The 16,393-nt window shown below is 58.0% G+C and carries 14 protein-coding genes and 1 tRNA gene; 6 read left to right on the top strand and 9 right to left on the bottom strand.

Going from position 1 to position 16,393, the window contains the following annotated elements:
• Positions 1 to 54: 54 nt before the first annotated feature.
• The 4 genes from ACR0JA_RS07940 to ACR0JA_RS07925 form a co-directional block, all read right to left on the bottom strand.
• Positions 55 to 1,959 (bottom strand): hypothetical protein, encoded by a 1,905-nt coding sequence (locus ACR0JA_RS07940; RefSeq protein ID WP_480572521.1) that lies wholly within the window; start codon positions 1,957 to 1,959, stop codon positions 55 to 57.
• Positions 1,956 to 2,909 (bottom strand): glycosyltransferase family 2 protein, encoded by a 954-nt coding sequence (locus ACR0JA_RS07935; protein ID WP_480572518.1) that lies wholly within the window; start codon positions 2,907 to 2,909, stop codon positions 1,956 to 1,958. The genes ACR0JA_RS07940 and ACR0JA_RS07935 overlap by 4 nt, the downstream gene beginning before the upstream one ends.
• 209 nt (positions 2,910 to 3,118) lie before the next feature.
• On the bottom strand, positions 3,119 to 4,024 hold the full coding sequence (locus ACR0JA_RS07930; protein ID WP_480572515.1) for a hypothetical protein: 906 nt from the start codon (positions 4,022 to 4,024) through the stop codon (positions 3,119 to 3,121).
• Positions 4,021 to 5,118, bottom strand: coding sequence for a glycosyltransferase family 4 protein (locus tag ACR0JA_RS07925; protein WP_480572513.1), 1,098 nt, complete (start codon positions 5,116 to 5,118; stop codon positions 4,021 to 4,023). The genes ACR0JA_RS07930 and ACR0JA_RS07925 overlap by 4 nt, the downstream gene beginning before the upstream one ends.
• 439 nt (positions 5,119 to 5,557) lie before the next feature.
• Here ACR0JA_RS07925 and ACR0JA_RS07920 point away from each other — a divergent pair.
• Positions 5,558 to 5,634: transfer RNA gene (locus ACR0JA_RS07920), tRNA-Arg, on the top strand.
• A 17-nt stretch (positions 5,635 to 5,651) separates the two neighbouring features.
• Here ACR0JA_RS07920 and ACR0JA_RS07915 read toward each other — a convergent pair.
• The 3 genes from ACR0JA_RS07915 to ACR0JA_RS07905 form a co-directional block, all read right to left on the bottom strand.
• Complete coding sequence (locus ACR0JA_RS07915) at positions 5,652 to 6,857, bottom strand: acetate/propionate family kinase (protein WP_480572510.1); 1,206 nt, start codon at positions 6,855 to 6,857, stop codon at positions 5,652 to 5,654.
• On the bottom strand, positions 6,854 to 8,242 hold the full coding sequence (locus ACR0JA_RS07910) for a bifunctional enoyl-CoA hydratase/phosphate acetyltransferase (RefSeq protein WP_480572507.1): 1,389 nt from the start codon (positions 8,240 to 8,242) through the stop codon (positions 6,854 to 6,856). The genes ACR0JA_RS07915 and ACR0JA_RS07910 overlap by 4 nt, the downstream gene beginning before the upstream one ends.
• 150 nt (positions 8,243 to 8,392) lie before the next feature.
• Positions 8,393 to 9,286, bottom strand: a complete 894-nt coding sequence (locus tag ACR0JA_RS07905) for an AraC family transcriptional regulator (protein WP_480572504.1) — start codon at positions 9,284 to 9,286, stop codon at positions 8,393 to 8,395.
• Between the two features lie 160 nt (positions 9,287 to 9,446).
• Here ACR0JA_RS07905 and ACR0JA_RS07900 point away from each other — a divergent pair, with 160 nt between their 5' ends.
• From ACR0JA_RS07900 to ACR0JA_RS07880, 5 genes are all read left to right on the top strand, one after another.
• Positions 9,447 to 10,259, top strand: a complete 813-nt coding sequence (locus ACR0JA_RS07900) for an SDR family oxidoreductase (protein WP_480572501.1) — start codon at positions 9,447 to 9,449, stop codon at positions 10,257 to 10,259.
• A 23-nt stretch (positions 10,260 to 10,282) separates the two neighbouring features.
• Positions 10,283 to 11,125: an SDR family NAD(P)-dependent oxidoreductase gene (locus tag ACR0JA_RS07895; RefSeq protein ID WP_480572498.1), complete on the top strand. Its 843-nt coding sequence runs from the start codon at positions 10,283 to 10,285 to the stop codon at positions 11,123 to 11,125.
• A 28-nt stretch (positions 11,126 to 11,153) separates the two neighbouring features.
• Positions 11,154 to 11,618 (top strand): (2Fe-2S)-binding protein, encoded by a 465-nt coding sequence (locus tag ACR0JA_RS07890; protein ID WP_480572495.1) that lies wholly within the window; start codon positions 11,154 to 11,156, stop codon positions 11,616 to 11,618.
• A 5-nt stretch (positions 11,619 to 11,623) separates the two neighbouring features.
• Positions 11,624 to 13,801 (top strand): xanthine dehydrogenase family protein molybdopterin-binding subunit, encoded by a 2,178-nt coding sequence (locus ACR0JA_RS07885; RefSeq protein WP_480572492.1) that lies wholly within the window; start codon positions 11,624 to 11,626, stop codon positions 13,799 to 13,801.
• Between the two features lie 143 nt (positions 13,802 to 13,944).
• Complete coding sequence (locus tag ACR0JA_RS07880; RefSeq protein WP_480572489.1) at positions 13,945 to 14,415, top strand: putative molybdenum carrier protein; 471 nt, start codon at positions 13,945 to 13,947, stop codon at positions 14,413 to 14,415.
• Between the two features lie 78 nt (positions 14,416 to 14,493).
• Here the strand turns inward: ACR0JA_RS07880 and ACR0JA_RS07875 are convergent, their stop codons facing one another.
• Together ACR0JA_RS07875 and ACR0JA_RS07870 are read right to left on the bottom strand one after the other, a co-directional pair.
• Positions 14,494 to 15,591: a Gfo/Idh/MocA family protein gene (locus tag ACR0JA_RS07875; RefSeq protein WP_480572486.1), complete on the bottom strand. Its 1,098-nt coding sequence runs from the start codon at positions 15,589 to 15,591 to the stop codon at positions 14,494 to 14,496.
• A gap of 12 nt (positions 15,592 to 15,603) precedes the next feature.
• Positions 15,604 to 16,314, bottom strand: coding sequence for a GntR family transcriptional regulator (locus ACR0JA_RS07870; RefSeq protein WP_480572483.1), 711 nt, complete (start codon positions 16,312 to 16,314; stop codon positions 15,604 to 15,606).
• Positions 16,315 to 16,393 lie beyond the last annotated feature (79 nt).

Below are 16,393 nucleotides of genomic sequence, written 5' to 3'. Positions count from 1 at the left end.
CGCGCCGGAGAGCAAGGAAAGGTACCAAGGCGTTTCCGGTTCTATCGGGTAGGCCTAGGACCCTGAGTCCGGCGCGTCTTCGAAAGCTTCAGGTAATGTCGAAGCACAATCTGCTTCGGCATATCCGGCAATGATGTCGTTCTGTTGGTTCTTCGGTTTGGTCTGCAAAAGACTCAGGCCTGGATTTGACAGCGTTACACCGGACGGTATCAAAACCCGAAATCCGGTCGCGCAGGCCGACGCTATCAAATTTGCATCGACCTCATCGGAAATACGGTCGGGCAAGGCGATCAGGTGATCTGGGTTTCTCAGCGCATAGGAATGAGCTTCGGGCACCCCATAGAATACGAAGCTTCCCTCCAAGGATCTCGTGTTTTCCGACAAAGAAGCCATTACCGCGCGGCGGCTCTGCGAGATTGTCCAATCTTGAAAGGCCAGCAGCATCGCGACGCCCGTGCCGAAGCCAATCGCCGCCAGCGCCAGGCCCGAGGATGAGCGATGAGGGAAAAACCCGGCCACCAGCGAAGCGAAAGCGACGAACATCAACACCCGTACCGTCGTTATCTGGTGAAACTCAGCAACGCTGGTCGACAAGCTCGCTTGCCACATTGCGGAAAAGACCAACCCCATTGCGACACCGGCAACAAGTGTGCGGTAGCCAATTCGCCCGGCGTGATGCGCGACAAGAAAGGCGCACAGTGACGCCAACAAAGGCAGAAGCGGCAGAAAATAACGCATGTTCAGGCCCAGGCCACCATGCCAACTGCGCATCAAGAACGGCAATGACCAAATCAGGCAAATCGTCAGTGCGATCACGACGCTGCGCCGCTGTCGCTGCCATTGCAGGCCAAAAAGCAATGCCAGACAGCCCAACCATGGCAAGCTCTGACCCAGTGCTTTCTTGGGCAGTCCCCAGAAGGATAGTGTGCCGTCCGGACCGGATTGAACGCCACTGCGTGGATCGGACAATGCCGTGGCATCGATTATGAGAGAGTGAAACCCCTTGGCCAACTTCACGGCGAATGCTGACAGTTGAGGCGACAGGATCACGCATAGGACGGCGAATGCAGCGCCGCCGATGAACCAGAGCGGCATCAATCGGACGCTGCCCTTGATGCGAAGCGTTACCAGACCCGCTAGCGCCAGCAGCATGCAAACACCGAGCATCCAATAGCTGGTCAGGTCGGTTCCGCCGCCTGTCGAACCATAGGAAAGCGGATTCAGGCTGCCAAAACGGGCAAAGTTTGACCACACGATAGCGGCCGCAAAGGGTGCGAGCCCAACCAAACCCGATACAAGAACCTTAACCGGGGCTCTGGCATAGATGATTGTCAGGATTGCAATGGCAGGAAGGGCGAGCACACCTTCCAAACGGAACATGACGCCCAATCCGATCGCAGCACCAGCAGCAAGAGCCGGTAAACTTGCGGACTTTTCCCGATCCAACGCGGTGACAAAGAAAAAGATCGCCGCGGTAACACTCAGCATGCTGATCGAATGCGGCCAATGCCCAACGACATATTCGGTCCAGAATGTGCAGAAGGTCAGAAGCGCAACCGCAAGCTCACCCACGAATCTTCCCGGGAACAATCGACGGGCAAGCGCATAGGTAAAAATCAAAGTGCCAATCGCGGCGACCACATTCAGCGCGATCAGGGTTTTTTGCCCAAAAACACCAAGCAACATTGCGCCCGCTAACGTGGCCCCCACTGGGTATTGCGACACCAGACCCGAGGGGCCATCGACCAGCAGCCACAACCGAAGATCTTCAGACCCGAACTGTTCAAAACCATTGGCGATCGCAAAACCTCGAGTATCGTGGAACGATTGAGCCGCGGAGAAATAGATGAACTCGTCCAAGATGAAGAACCCATCGGACGCCAACACTCCAAGCAGGATCAGCAACAGGCTGCACCCGATCAGAACATAGAGCGTTTGCCGACCAAGCGTATTCGTCACCGGTGACTGCTCCGTTCCAGCTCGGCCTTGAACAGGCGGCTACGAATATCTGCCGACAACATTCTGTTCGCCGCGATCAGATCCGCTAGCAGTCCGGCAGTGAACGTCACCACACCGGCGGCAATAAATGCAGCACCGATAACAAGCGACTGTACATGCCCGGTCCCCTCCCCTACGGCGTAGAAATAGAGAAATCTCAAAAACGTGGCGAGACCAGGCAGCATGATTACGACGGACAGCCAGGAGAAAAAGCGCAAAGGTTTATAGAGCACTGCGATGCGCAAAATAGTTTTGGTCGAGCGCAGGATGTATTGCGCACTGGAACGCATGAGACGCGATTCACGCGTCGGATCGTTGACCTCAACCGGGACCGAAACCAAAGGGATCCCAAGGCGCCCGGCCTGAATCACCGTCTCGAGCGTATAGGTGTAGCGATCAAAAACGTATAGCTGGATCGCAGCGTCGCGGTGGATTGCGCGAAAACCGCTGGGCGCGTCCTGAATTGCAGCCCCACTGGCTTTGCGGACCACCCAGCTTCCGAGTTTTTGAAGCAGGCGTTTGGTCGGGGAAAAATGCGCAATCGTAGAGATCGGCCGCGCACCAACAACAATCTGGGCCTCGCGCGCAAGAATGGGTGCCGTGAGATCGGGGATGCAGGATGCATCATATTGGTTATCGCCATCCGTATTGACGATGACGTCCGCACCCACCCTGAGAGCAGCATCAAGACCAGCCATAAACGCAGCCGCCAACCCCTGATTGTGAGACTGCTGTACGATGTGCTCCACCCCAAGTTTGCGTGCGACTTCAACGGTGTTGTCGGTCGAACCATCATCGATGATCAGCCACTCGACGCTGTCAAACCCGGGCACATCACGCGGTAACGCGTCGAGCGTCTCTGGCAATGTCTCTTCTTCGTTATAGCAAGGGATCTGAATTACGAGTTTCATAGGGCCAATCTGCATACGCTCACTTAAGGACGGAATAAGAGTGGATTACGGCTGCAATGAGGCCGCGCCGACGCTATTGTTGCAAATTCTGAGACATAAATGCACCTGAACCTGGTCCGTCAGATACGGTGCGGATCTTGGTCTTCGCCTGCCACGCAGGAACCGTGCCCCTAGGCGGCTGCGAGAAGCGATGAATACCGGATGTTTCGTCAATTTTGCGCGCTTCGAAACATCGAAACCGCAAATGTCATCATCGCCCCAGCGATCAGCCCCAAAGCACGGTTCAACGCCACGGCCAGAAAAGCGGCCGCAGGTGAGCCGGAAATAAGGGTAGCAAGGGCAGCGGCAATGAGTTCGTTCACACCAAATCCTGCGGGTACGATCGCCACGGCCGAACCAAGCGATGTCGCAATCACATATACAGCCGCTTGGCTAAAGGGCGCGGCGACGCCGATTGTTGCAAAACTGACGGCCAACCTAAACGTGCTCAATCCAAGCGTCACCAATCTTATGACGACCAGCGCAACCAGCATCCGTGGCCCCGTTCTGCGGGCGACCAGACACAGCACAATGATCATGCAGATCACACCAAGGGCTGCAAACCACCAACCCAAACCGACACCAAGGTAGCCGCACGCCATCGCCGAAAATGCAAGTGTCATCGAGAGTGTCAGCATCGCGGTCAGTGTAACAATCCCCGCGCTGTCCTTGACACCGGCGCCTGCCTGCACAAGCGCTGCGCCGCGCACGATCGCACCTCCGGGTAAGGGCAATAACTCGGCGACGTTTGCCATCGCCGAGGTTTGGACCGATGCCGACAGCGAGATTTCCAGATTCATCACCTTGGCCGTCACCATCAGCGTGATGCCTGCGACCACAAGCAGCAGTGGTGAAAGGACCAACAAATTCAAGACCAGAAGCCAGCCGGAAAGCTCTGACAAGTGCAGCCCCAAGGTGCTGTATGACCAGATCGCCCCACCAACCAGCACCAACAGCCCACCAGCACGCAGCCAGGGACGGAGACGTCGAGACCGCAGTTTTTCAAATGTGGAACTGAGCCGGTTCAAAATCGCCGGAAAGTATCCGGAGCCTGTCTCAGACCTTGGGCGCGTCATTCGACGATCTCTTTGCTATAAGCTTCAGCGTGACTTGGGTCGTAGATGGCCAATGTATCTCGCGCGACCCGTTCCCATGAGAATTCGTAGGCGCAACAAGATTGTGCGCGATCTACAAAGTCCTGACGTTGCGACCCTGACCATTCTGAAATATTGATGACCTTCTTGACCCACGCATCCGGCTCACCGGTCGGGAGCAGGAATCCGGTGCGCCCGTCCAAAACAGCCTCTTGTAATCCGGCATGCCGCGCGGCCAGAACGACACCCCCTGCGGCCGCAGCTTCGGTGGCGACAAGTCCGAAGCCCTCGAACTCTCCGCTCTCAAGGTCGATATTCGGCACAATCACGCAAAGCGCGTCGGCGTAGGCCTGCCAGAGCGATTTCTGATCAAGAACGCCCAGATACCTAACCCTGCAGGACTTCAGAGCCTCGGACTCGTCCGCATCCCAGACCGTCCCAGCAACGTCCAGGGTGATATGTTCGGGCAGCTTCGGCAACACCTGGCGGATGAACCAGGCGCAGCCCTTTCGCGGAACCAGTCGCCCGGCAAATAGCAGTGAACTTGCTGGCCGAGGGGCTCGTTCCGGTCGATCAACCTCGGCCGCAAGCGGAACCACCGCGGAATTCCGATATCCATAGCTTTGCGTACAGCTTTCCGTAGCCTTAGAATTTGCGATGACCTCAACTCTTGGAAGAAGCCGCGCGCCAAGTCTAAGGTAAGCCCCGTAGACCCTGCCCTTAACACCACCTCGGCGCGGATAGGACACATCTGTTCCATGCGCTGAAAGTATCACGCGGCAGCGCGGATAGCGAAGCTGTGCCAGCAAAGCCAAGGGCCAACTTGCCATATCCGCGACATGAACAACGTCAAACGAGCCCTGATAAAAAACCAACCGAAACGCCGCTGAAAACCCAAACCCGATCAGTTCCAACACATTGGGGACGGACCCATCACTGTGGCCTTCCAACACGATGCGATTCAAGTCGGTTACGTCCGCCAACTCGTCCGTCAATCTTTTGGAATATGTCTCCATCCCACCCATTGCAGGTGGCCATTTTCGTGAGACAAAACAGAGTTTCATAGCCGGCGTCATGGCCGCATCATCCACTCTCCAAACGCCAATGACCAACCTGGTAATCGCGGTCGATCGCCCATTGTTGCAAAAATGAGATGTAAGGGTGTTAGGGTCAGATTGCTCTAGAAGCGATATGAAATATTGCAACAGACGATACCTGCAGAAGGTGAGCGCGGTCGTGTCGAGATTGAACGCTTTGCCATCCGGGTTTCATTCTCAAGTCTCGCGTTCGCTACCCAAACGATCTCAGAGGGGCTGTTTCCAGACTTTTGGCGGATGGAACGTACTTTGCCCATAACCTCGTCGGTTGAGAATAAAGACAGCCGCCCGCCCGGCACCTGCAAGCCTCTGATTAATAGCACTTTGCTCTGCGTTGCCCGCGCGTTTTGGAGTGTGGATGCCAAAGATAACGTAAAGGGTTTATTTCTTGGGAATCGGCAGGTATGGGTTGGTGAACGGTCCCTTAGCTCAGCTGGATAGAGCAATCGCCTTCTAAGCGATCGGTCGAGGGTTCGAATCCTTCAGGGACCGCCACCACCCGCGCTCATTGATCAATCGGCCTTTGCAGATTGCTGACACGTTTGCGCCGATAGATGGTCTGCGGCGGCCCGTGCGATGACCAGCTCTTCGTTGGTGGGGATGACCATGACAGACACGCGGGACAGGTTGGTTGAGATGATACGGTTGTTGTCGGCATTGGCGTCGGGGTCCAGTTCGATCCCGAACCACCCCATATCCCCACACACGCGGTCACGGATCAGCCGCGAGTTTTCGCCAATCCCTCCGGTAAAGACAACAGCATCCAACCCACCCAGAACTGCGGTCAGGGCCCCAAGCTCGCGTCGTATCCGGAAGGTGTAGTAGCTGATCGCCTGACGGGATTCGCTTGTGTCTGCCTGTTCCAACGTACGCATGTCGTTGGTCATGCCCGAAAGACCCAGCAATCCCGATTTGTTGTAAAGCAGGTCGGCGATTTCATCGGCGCTCATGCCTTCCTGATCCATAAGGTATAGCAGAACGCCCGGGTCCAGCTGGCCACAGCGCGTGCCCATCGGCAGGCCATCCAGGGCCGAGAATCCCATGGTCGAACCAACCGACCGCCCATCCACCATGGCGCACATGGACGCACCATTGCCCAGATGGGCGACAACCACGCGACCTGCATGAATCAAAGGGGCAGTCTCGGCCAGATGACCCGAGATGTAGTCATAGCTGACCCCGTGAAAGCCATAGCGGCGCACGCCCTTGTCGTAATAGCCGCGCGGCAACGCAAACACATCATTTACCCAAGGGTGGCGACGGTGAAAGGCGGTATCAAAACAGGCGATTTGAGCGGCGTCCGGGAAACGTGCCATCGCCGCGCGTACGCCGGAAATGTTGTGCGGCTGATGCAAAGGCGCAAAAGGAGAGAGCTTTTCCAGCGCGGCAAGCGTGTCTTTCGTCAGAGGCAGCGGCCCATCAATATCAGGCCCGCCATGCACGATGCGATGCCCGACGGCCGAAACACGCATGCCGGGGAACTTCGCCACGAGCATGTTCAGCACCCGTTCAAGCGCCTCGGACTGGTCGCCAATTGGCTCTGATGCACCATCGACAACCTGCCTGCCGTCGGCGGCCTGGGCCTTGATTTGCGCGGTCGGCGTGCCAATCCGATCCACAAGACCCGAGCAAAGCGAAACCGGATCGCCCGGGCCGAGCTGAAACAATCCGAATTTCAGCGACGACGAGCCCGCATTCAACGTGATGACATGGCTCATGCCGAACCTCCGGCCCTGCGTGCCTGATGCAACGCAGCCACGGCGCAAGAGGCCAGCCGCGCTTTGTCGTCGTCGGCACGGCTGGTCAGGATGATAGGCACTTTTGCCCCAAGAACGACACCAGCGGCTTCGGCGTGGGCGATGAACGTCAATTGCTTGGCCACCATGTTGCCCGCATCCAGATTTGGCACCACCAGTATGTTGGCCTGCCCGGCGACCTCGGACACGATGCCTTTGGTGCGCGCGGCAGCCAGACTGACCGCGTTGTCCATCGCCAGCGGACCATCGACCAGACCACCTTTGATCTGACCTCGTTCGGCCATTTTTGACAGAAGCGCGGCATCGACCGAAGACTTGATCGCAGGATTTACGGTTTCGACCGCCGACAATATCCCAGCTTTGGGTTGGTCCAGCCCGATCGACAGGGCCAGGTCGATCGCGTTTTGGGTGATATCGATTTTGGTCGCCAGATCCGGTTCGATATTGATCGCTGCGTCGGTTACCAACAGCGGAGAGGGTTGCCCGGGGATATCCATCACAAATACATGGGTAAAGCGTCGACCCGCCCGCAATCCCCGGTCGCGTCGCAGAGCTGCGCGAAGCAGCTCATCCGTATGCAAATGCCCTTTCATCAGGGCATTCACGCGCCCGTCAGCCACGAGATCAACCGCTATGCTTGCTGCCGCGAAATGCGTTCTGGCCGGAATGATCTCGACCCCTTGCAACGAAGCTCCGATGCCGTTCGCTGCGGCTTTGATCTTGTCAGGGTCGCCGACCAGAACAGGAGCGATGATTGTCTCACGCGCCGCCAAAAGGGCACCGCCCAGCGAGTTGGGCTCCTCGGGTGCGACAACGGCTGTTGGCATCGCAGACAAGGGACGCGATTTTTCCAGCAAAGCGTCGAAATGTCGATGACGCTGAACGACCAGGCCCGGAAGGTCGATCTCGTCAAAGGCCATCTCTTTTTCCGGCGCGATCACGACGGCCTTACCCTGAACGATCACGGCCCCGTCCGATTTGCGGGTCACAATCGTATCAAAGGCGACCTCGCGCTTGGCTCGTTTCTCGGTCACCGTGACCTTGGAAACCAGTTCGTCACCGGCATGGGCACGCTCGCCGAACTCGAAGTTCTGGGATTTGTAGAGCGTGCCTGCGCCTGGAAGGATATTGCCCAACACCGCCGAGACAAGCGCGCCGATAAACAAAGCAGGCGCGACGGCTTCGACGATACCGTCCCCATCCCCGTCCTCGGTCGCCAGATGCAGAGGATTATGATTGCCCGAGTTGTTGGCGAAGACATAAAAATCATCTTCGGTGCAGATCCGGGTCAATTCGGCGGTGTCACCGACCCTCAGCCGGTCATAGGGTTTGTTGTGGTATTTCATCTCAATTCACTCGGCCGCTGTGGATGGTTCTTCTGAGATCGATGGACCCTGAAGACCATCCTCTGCCACAGGTTTCAACCCGAGAACTGAATCAACGGCGCGCCGCTAGCGCGATCTTTGGCAACCGCGCGGCCACCTCTGGCGACCGTCCTATCCAGCCAACAGAGTTGTGCTGGATTTCTGATCGCTTGGGGACAAGCCGAATTTGCGCGAATATTCACGGCTGAACTGCGTCGGGCTTTCATAGCCCACATCATAAGCAACCGACGCGACCGAGACATTTCCGGACACCAACAGGCGGCGCGCCTCGAGCAGTCGCAGCTCTTTTTGGTACTGCAACGGCGATGTCGACGTCACCGATTTGAAATGTTCGTGAAAGGCAGACAGGCTCATCCCGGATTCTGCCGCAAGATCGGTCACTGGAATGCTCGCTCGGTAGTTGTCGCGAATGAAAGCGATCGTTTTGGATATCCGACTTGCCGGGCTTTCATGACGTAACAGCTGGCGCAACATGCCGCCGTGGCGGGCCCGTAGCAGACGAAAGTGAATTTCCTTCAGAACCAGGGGGGCCAAGGCCCGCGCCTCAACCGGGTCCTGCGACAGTCGAAACAGCCGTGTTACGGCGTCAATCAGCGCCTCCTCGGACGCGGCGGAAGCCAAGGTATGCGTATTGTTGTCAGGTTCGCCGACATCGCCGATTTCATCATAAAGGCTGCGGGCCAATGCCAAATCCAGCTTCAGCGCCAGTGCGACATAGGGTTCCTCGGGACTTGCCTGCTTGATCGCCGCCTCGGCGGGCACCGCATGACTGACGATCAATGTATCGCCACCGCTGTATCGAACAACCCGTCCGCCTATATAGGCCTCTTTCGCGCCTTGCAGGACCAGACACATGATCGGTTCGTAAAAACCGGCGGCGCATTCCGTGGTCTCAAACGTCCCAAACGCATAGAGCCCATCGACACCGGTTTCACACCCGACGCCCAGCGCATTCTTGGTTTTCACAAGATCAAAGACATCCTCAACCAGATTTTTTGACACCATCGTGCGCGCTCCTCCTCCATGGAAATATAGCCGCATTGCCTGCCGGGTGAAGTCCCGACACCGGCCCGCCGGAGGAATAGGCAGATCATTCGGAGGATAAGGCAGCGCGTTTGCCGTCCAAGGCGCTACCTTTAGCGCAACGGCAGCAAAAGGCTTACCCATGGCACAGACAATTCTGATCACCGGCGCATCATCGGGCATTGGTAAAGAAACGGCGAAACTGTTCGCCGAAAGGGGCTGGAATGTTGTCGCAACGATGCGCAGCCCCGACAAAGAACAGGATATGATCGGCACAGACAACATACTGGTCACCCGTCTGGATGTCACAGACCCAGACTCGATCCAGTCGGCCGTATCTGCGGGGATCGAAGCATTTGGAGCCATCGACGCTCTGTTGAACAACGCGGGATACGGGGCCTATGGCCCGCTCGAGGCGTTCCCGATGGACCGCATTCGCCGCCAGTTTGACACCAATGTCATCGGCTTGCTGGAAACGACCAAGGCCGTTTTGCCCCATATGCGGCATCGGGGCAGCGGTACGATCGTCAACATTTCTTCGATCGGCGGCCAGATGACATTTCCCTTGGGCACTTTGTATCACGGCACCAAATTCGCCGTAGAAGGCATTTCCGAGGCTCTGCATTTCGAACTCGAAGCGGCGGGTATCAAAGTTAAGATTGTCGAGCCGGGCATGATCCGAACCGATTTCGGTGGCCGGTCCTTCGACATGGTCAACGACGAAAGCATGACCGAGTACCAGCCCGTCGTGCAGGCCCTCTTTGGCGCGTGGTCACAAGCGCAGGACGCTTCCGAGCCCTCCGTCGTTGCCGAGGTGATCTGGCAGGCCGTAACCGATGGCACACCCACGCTGCGGTACCGGGCCGGGGCAGATGCCGACGCCCTGCTCGATGCCCGCAAAGCACAAGACGATGCAACCTTCATCGGGGCCTTGAAGCAAAATCTGGGGCTCTAGTTTCCTAGGAGGGAGGTAATGACATGTACGATCAAGCGATTGAAACCGGTGGTCTTGCCGTTGTGACAGGCGGTGCCAGTGGCGTCGGTCTTGCGGCGGCTGAGCGGTTCGCGCAAGCTGGTCTCAGCGTCCTGATTGCCGACCTTCCGGGCGATGATTTGGACAATGCTCAAAGCCGCGTTCAGACGCTTGCGCAGAACGGCGCACAAGTTTTCACCAAGCCAACCGATGTCAGTGACGCGGCCGCAATTCAGGCTCTAGCCGACGCTGCCTTTGCGGCGGGTGACGTGGCGGTTCTTATGAACAACGCCGGTATTGGCAAACCCAGCAGCAGTTGGGGGAGCCCCAAAGCCTGGCGCCAGACCATAGAGGTGAATCTGTTTGGCGTGCTGAACGGCGTGCAGGCGTTTCTGCCCCGGATGGTCGAAGCCGCACGCCCTGCCGTAGTGATCAACACCGGCTCGAAGCAGGGTATCACAACGCCACCCGGCAACCCCGCCTACAACGTGTCCAAAGCCGGGGTCAAAGTGCTGACCGAAGCACTGGCCCATGATCTGCGTCAGGCCGAAGTGCCGATCTCGGCCCATCTGTTCGTGCCGGGCTTTACCTATACCGGCATGATCGCGCGCCACATTGCCGAAAAGCCGGCTGCGGCCTGGACCTCGGAACAGACGGTCGATCACCTGATTACCCATATGTCGCAGGGTGATTTCTACATCCTCTGCCCGGACAACGACGTGACACATGAACGAGACAAGCGTCGCGTCGCATGGGCGCTGGGCGACATCGTGGAAAACCGCCCTGCCCTATCGCGCTGGCATCCGGATTATGCAGACGCCTTCGCGGAATTCGAGAAATCCAAATAACCACTAGCCAAAGGGAGCCCCTACCGCCATGGCAATTCCACTCAAACTGAACGGTCAGACCCATAATGTCGAGGCAGAACCCGGCACACCCCTGCTGTGGGTGATCCGGGATGAACTGAAGCTGACCGGTACGAAATTCGGCTGCGGTGTCGCTTCGTGCGGGGCCTGCACCGTGCATGTGAACGGCGAACCGGTCCGGTCCTGCCAGACCTATATCGAAGATGTCGAAGACGCCGAGGTGACAACCATCGAGGTTATGGACCAGGACAAGATCGGCGCAGCCGTTCAGCAGGCCTGGCTTGAACTGGACGTGGTCCAGTGTGGCTATTGCCAGTCCGGTCAGATCATGAATGCCGTCGGTTTGTTGCGCGAGAACGCCACTCCGACCGCCGACGACGTCGACGAATACATGTATGGCAACGCCTGCCGCTGCGCCACCTACCAGCGTATCCGCGCCGGTGTTCTGCGCGCAGCCGAGATACTGGAGGCCTGAGACCCATGACAACCACTCTTTCCCGTCGCGGTTTCCTGAAAACCGCAGCCGCAGCCAGCGCGGTCCTGTATGTTGGTGCCAATGCGCGCGGTGCTATGGCGGCGGCCGACAAGGCCGACGCAATGCTGAACCCGTTCGTCAAGATCGACAGCAATGGCAACGTCATCGCCATCGTGAAGCACTTTGAAAAGGGTCAAGGGCCCGCAACCGGCCTGACCTCGCTGATTGCTGAAGAACTGGGCGTCACGATGGACCAGATCGGCTATGAATTCGCCCCGTCTGACCCGAGCGTCTATAACAATATGTTCCTGGGACCCTTCCAGGGGACCGGGGGTTCGACCGCTATTGCGAACTCGTGGCTTCAGTACCGTTCTGCCGGAGCCACGGCACGCGAGATGTTGATCAAAGCCGCTGCGGATGCATGGGGTGTCGATGCCGCAACACTGGACATTCAGGAAGGGATGATCACCGGGTCCGGCCAGTCCGCGCCTCTGGGTGAGTTCGTTGCCGCAGCCGCAGAAATCGCCCCAAGCGAAACGCCGCGACTGCGTGATCCGTCCGAGTGGAAGATCATCGGCAACCCCGCTACACGCCGCAAGGACAGCCCGGTCAAGGTGAACGGTACCGCAAAGTTCGCCATGGATGTGCATCTGGACAATCAGATGGTAGTGATGGTCCGGCGCACACCGCAACGCGGTGGTACGGTCGCAGGTTTTGACGATAGTGCCGCAAAAGAAGTTAAGGGCTTTATCATGGCCCAGACATTGCCAACCAAACACGGCGTGGCGGTCTATGCCGAAAACACCTGGGCTGCGATGCAGGCCCGCGAGGCGCTGGAGGTCGAGTGGGATCTGTCTGCCGCCGAAACCCGTTCGTCTCAGGAAATCCGGGACGAGATCATGGCGGCGCTCGCGGCCGATCCGGTCTACAATGTGAACAAGGCTGACCAGGCCGCGGTGACCGCGGCAGTGGATGGTGCCGATACGATCATTGAAAAGACCTTCTACTTCCCGCTACTGGCCCACGCCCCGATGGAACCGTTGAACTGTACCATCGAGCAAACCGCAGAGGGCGATATCGTCCTTCACGATGGCGCACAAATGCCCACCGGTCCGCATATGGCCTATCAGCAGATTTTCGAGCTTCCGCCCGAGAAAATCCACATCAAGACCCTGCTGGCCGGAGGCTCATTCGGGCGCCGTGCAACCCCTGACGCGGACTATCAGGTCGAGGCTGCGCTGGCCTTTGTCCTGACCGACCGCTCTCGTCCGGTGAAACTGGTCTGGGACCGCGAGGATGACATCCGTGGCGGGTATTATCGCCCGGCAGCGGGTCACAAGGTCCGCGTGGGGTTGAACAGCGATGGCGCCATCGTTGGTTGGGAGCACCAGGTTGCCGGACAGTCGATCATGAAGGGCACCGCGTTCGAGTCGATGGTTGTCAAGGATGGCATCGATCATACCACGGTCGAAGGTGTCACCGAAAACCCCTATGCCATCCCCGGCATGTCTGTTGGCCTGACGGACACGGCGAAGGCCACCTCTGTCCTGTGGTGGCGATCGGTTGGGCACACGCACACCGCCTATGTCATGGAGGTCATGATGGATATGGCCGCCAAGGCCGCAGGCATCGATCCGGTCGACTTCCGTCTGTCCTATCTTGGCGACGAAAAGGAACAGCAGCGCAAGGCTGCCGTTCTGAAACTTGCCGCCGAAAAGGGCAACTGGGGCAACCCGTCTGCGGGCAATGTGCAGGGCATCGCCGTGCACAAATCCTTCAACTCCTACGTTGCAGAGGTGGTCGAGATTTCCGGCGATCCGGAAGGCGGCATTCAGATCGAAAAGGTCACCGCCGCTGTTGATTGCGGGATTGCGGTGAACCCGGACGTGATCAAGGCCCAGATCGAAGGCGGCATCGGCTATGGGATCGGTCACGCCATGCGCGATCAGATCACTCTGGACGGCGGTACGGTGGAACAGTCCAACTTCCCGGACTACGAACCCTTGCGCATCTCGGACATCAAGGCGATCGAGACGCATATCGTGCCCTCAGCCGAAGCGCCAACCGGGATCGGTGAACCGGGAACGCCACCATCCGCACCCGCGCTGGCCAACGCGATTGCGCAGTTGGATCTTCGGGTGTCGGAACTCCCGATGAGCGAGAACGGCGTGTCCTTCGCCTGACCTCTCCCCCACCCCAAGCTTTGTGCATTGGGGTAGGGATTTGCGCGCGCCGTGGAACGAACGGGTGCCCGCCCAATTGGATCAGCGCGCGTGACCAGCTAACATCCTGATGAAAACTACGTTAGCGGGTGGGAACCGTTCATATGGTGTCGAAAATTGTGACAGGCGGTCAAACGGGCGTGGACATGGCTGCGCTTGAATACGCGTACAAGACCGGTGTGCCCTATGGCGGCTGGATTCCCAAGGGTCGCACCAACGAAGATGGCAAAATTCCTGACCGCTTTACCGGCCTGAAGGAAACACAGTCGACAAACGTGGCCGAAAGAACCCGGCTGAATGTCGCCTCCAGCGATGCGACGCTTGTATTTGTGAATGGCTCAACCAGCCCCGGCACCGACCAAACTGTTGTTTTTGCGAAGGAACTGGGCAAACCCTATTTCGTTGCCGATGTCACGTCCGGAGTTGCGGCCTGCACCCACCAGATCGCCGCATGGCTGTCCGAGACCAAAATTTCAATCCTGAACATTGCAGGCCCACGACAATCTGAGGCACCTCACATCGGGGCTATAGTCACCACTATCCTCGAGAACAGCCTGATTGGCCTGCGGCCGTGACAGACTGAGGCAATTCCCATAATCGGGTGGTCAGCCCACCGGGAAATTGCCCCGCTTGTTCGAACCGACCTCGCTCAGTCAGCCGGTCAGGTGCACCGTTTCGCCGGTTATAATCGCCTGCTGCGCCGCTTGGCCCATCCTGACGGCCCAAAGACCATCGTTCAAGCTCACCTCCGGGTGCGCCCTGTCTCCGCGTACGACAGCCAGAAACCTTTCGTGCTGGTAATAGGTCGAGCCATTGTGGTCCCCGGCCGCCAGCAAACTGGGGTCGACGGGGACATCGACCGCAACAGGGCCCTTGGGGTTACGCGGGCTGACTATAACCTGCGGAACCGGTGGTTCGCCCAGATGGTCCGGCCAAAAACGTCCGGGACCGGGAACCAGCGCCTCGATCCTGGCCTCTGGTCCGACGGCCAGAATCTCCTCCTGATAGCGTGACCCTTCGGCAAACATGCAAAGTTCCAGCATTGCCCGCGCGCCCGAGGCGAAATCGACGATGACATAGCCGTGGTCCAGAATATCCGGAGTCTCGCCCGCATAGGTTTCGTCCAGGTGGTTGACCGCCTGTCCGCCGCTTGCAGAGATGCGTACCGGGTCGGATTGCAAAATCAGACGCATCAGATCGAAGAAATGGCAGCATTTCTCGACAAAGGTGCCACCAGTGTTGCGGTTGAAACGGTTCCAGTTGCCGACCTTTTCCAGAAACGGAAAACGATGTTCACGGATCGACAGCATCTTTACGCCGCCAGTGACGACGGCCTTGTCGATCAGCGCAGCGATGGGCGGCATGTACCGGTACTCCATGGCGACCCAGATCGGACAGGGGTAGCTGCGCTGTACCTGCTCCAACCGCGCAACATCCTGCGGGTCCGTGAACAATGGCTTTTCAACCAACAACGGTAGTGGTCGCGTCTCTGCTATTTCGCAAAGCTGATCCACATGCAGATGGTTCGGGCTGGCGATAACGATGCAGTCCAGATCCTCGACGGCCAAAAGATCCTGTACGGAAGTTGCCAAATAGGCATCGGGCGCAATCGTCTTGGCTGCCTTCGCCATGCCGGGATCGGGGTCATGAATCGCCGACACACGTGCGCCTTCCAGCAGGGCGATATTATGCAGGTGTTCCTGCCCCATCATGCCGCATCCAATCAGCCCGTAATTGATGGTCCGGGTCATGCACGCTTCCTTTTACTTTAGACGTTGGACATAGGTGGCCCGATCCGGATCGAACCATGTTTTTGAGAACTCAACCGGTTCGGATTTCTCGGACCAGCTGAAACGTTCGATATAACCCGCAATCTCACCTGCGGGTTTGGTGAAGCTGTCAGGGGTCCAGTCCGGCAACGCCTGCACCGAGACCCTGTCTTCGGCCCGCGTGATCCAGAACCCCAATTGGCGCTGATAATATCGATAAAGCGAGTCTGACAGCAGGCCCCGGTCGATCAATCCGGCTGATTCGTCCAGCCAGATCTCCTCGACCGCGATGATTGTGTCATTCAGATAGCGCATTCGACGTACACGCGATCCGAAAGCCGAGGCGCCAAATTCCGGCAAATCCAGCGGCTTCTTCAAATGATCCACCGACAGAATATCCGCGCGTGGCAGGCCACCACCCTGTGGCAGTTCCAGACGGAACATCGCATAGACGCTGTTCTGCGTGCCAGTCTCGCGGATATAGTTGCCTGAGCCCTGAATACGCTCAAGCATCCCCTTTTTCTCAAGCTCAGCGAGCGATTTTCGCAGCGTCCCGACAGAAACCTTCAACTCTGACGCCATTTCGCGTTCAGGCGGCAGGCGTTCGCCGTCGATCAGGCGGCCCGCTGCGATGTCACGGATCAGAAGCTCTGCGATCTGAATGTAGACAGGCAGTGCGTTTGGGTTTCGATTGGCAGTGGTCACGGACGTCGCTTCACTTGGTCGCAGAAAAAATTGATACACTATTGATCTACATCAAAGCGATTGCTACGCAAGAGGAAAT

It is taken from the genome of Ruegeria sp. AM4 (genome assembly GCF_056540665.1).
This window is presented reverse-complemented; position numbering and strand designations above follow the sequence as displayed.